2 protein-coding genes are annotated in these 1,493 nt (G+C 64.4%); both read right to left on the bottom strand.

Annotated elements, in window-relative coordinates; translation table 11 throughout:
* Positions 1-112 precede the first annotated feature (112 nt).
* A complete protein-coding gene (locus QN357_RS18900; protein ID WP_322188740.1) occupies positions 113-862 on the bottom strand; it encodes an ATP-binding protein in 750 nt (249 codons plus the stop codon).
* The coding region (locus QN357_RS18895; RefSeq protein ID WP_416347637.1) for a Mu transposase domain-containing protein at positions 859-1,493 on the bottom strand (635 nt) is incomplete at its 5' end. The genes QN357_RS18895 and QN357_RS18900, both read right to left, overlap by 4 nt.

The raw sequence follows: 1,493 nt of genomic DNA, 5'->3' as shown, positions 1-1,493 counted from the left end.
TGAGTATTCGAGTCTCTGAGCCCCACCCGATCGTGCGGTTGAGCCCCACTGGTCGTGCGGAAGAGCACCAGTGGTGGTGTGGCTCAGCACCACTGGTGCTCCCCGTCACGGATTACGCGGTTGCGAGGGCGGTTTGTTCCCTCATGTTGTAGGTGCCGGTGTCGACCCAGGTGGTGTTGTGGATGATGCGGTCCATGATGGCGTCGGCGTGGACGCTGGCGCCGAGGCGTTGGTGCCAGTCCTTCTGTTGATACTGGGTGCAGAACACTGTTGATGTCTCGCCGTAGCGGCGCTCCATCAGCTCCAGCAGCATTGTCCGCATCGATTCCGTCGGCTTATCGAGCAGCCACTCGTCGATGACCAGCAGCGTGAACGCGGCATATTTGCGGAGGAACTTGCCCGCCCCGCCCGGGGCGTCTTGCGCGGCGACCCAGGCTTCCTCGAGGTCGGGCATCCGGACGTAGTGAGCGCGGATTCGATGCTCGCAGGCCCGTTTGGCGATCGCGCATCCCAGATACGACTTCCCCGACCCGGTAAAGCCCTGGAAGACGACGTTCTGCTGCCGGGTGACGAACGAGCAGGTCCCGAGCTGGGTCAGCACCTGCCGGTTGAGGCCGCGCTCGTCGAGCAGGTCGATGCGCCGCAAATCCGCGTTCGGGTAACGCAGTCCCGCCCGCCGGATCAGCCCGTCAACCTTGGAATGCATGAAGCTCGAGTAGGCGTCGTCGACGACCAGCCGGACCCGTTCCTCGAAGGTCAGGCTGATCGAGAGAATCTCGTCCTGGAGGTCGATGGCCTCCAACAGCTCGCCGGCATTCATCTCGCGGAGCTTGCGTTTAGTCTCCCCGTCCAGCGCGCTCAACGGTTCCCTCCGGCGTAGTAAGCGCTGCCACGAACATAACCGCCATCGTCCGGTTCCGGTTCCGGAACTTGTCCGGTTTTGTCTTGCCCGGTGTCGAGGATCGGCCGCAAATGCGCGTAGCGCGGGGAGCGGACCGGCCCCCGCAGCGCGAGTGCGCAGGCGGCCTCGACCCGGGCCGGAGGGAACCGGCGCGACAGTTTCAGCACGGCCAGCGCGGCGTCGAAGCCGGCCTCGTCGATGAAGACGGTCTCGAAGATCTTGGCCGTCACGGTGACGGTTGCCGGCCCGATCCGCGCGGCCCATTCCTCGATCCGGGCTCGGTCCCAGGCCTGGAAGCTGCGCCCCTCGGGCAAGTCCGCATCGTTCGTCCGATACTGGTTCGTCGTCGTGACCGGCAGCAGCAAATGGCTGGCCAGACGCTCGTCGCGCCGATAGACCTCCAGCATCGTCTCGGTGACACGAAGGTCTACCAGCGCGCCGATGTGGCTGAAAGGGACGGAGTAGAAATTCTTGGCCCAGACCACGTGGGCGTTGGCGTTGACCTTTCGTTTATAGGACCACGTGCTGATCTCGAACGGTGCCGCTGGCAGCGCCTGCAACAGAGGTTTCTCCTCGGTGGTGAACACGCTGA

It is taken from the genome of Cryobacterium sp. RTC2.1 (assembly GCF_035018685.1).
Classification (GTDB): Bacteria; Actinomycetota; Actinomycetes; order Actinomycetales; family Microbacteriaceae; genus Cryobacterium; species Cryobacterium glucosi.
Note: the sequence above shows the minus strand (reverse complement) of the source record. Positions and strands in the feature narration are given on the sequence as shown.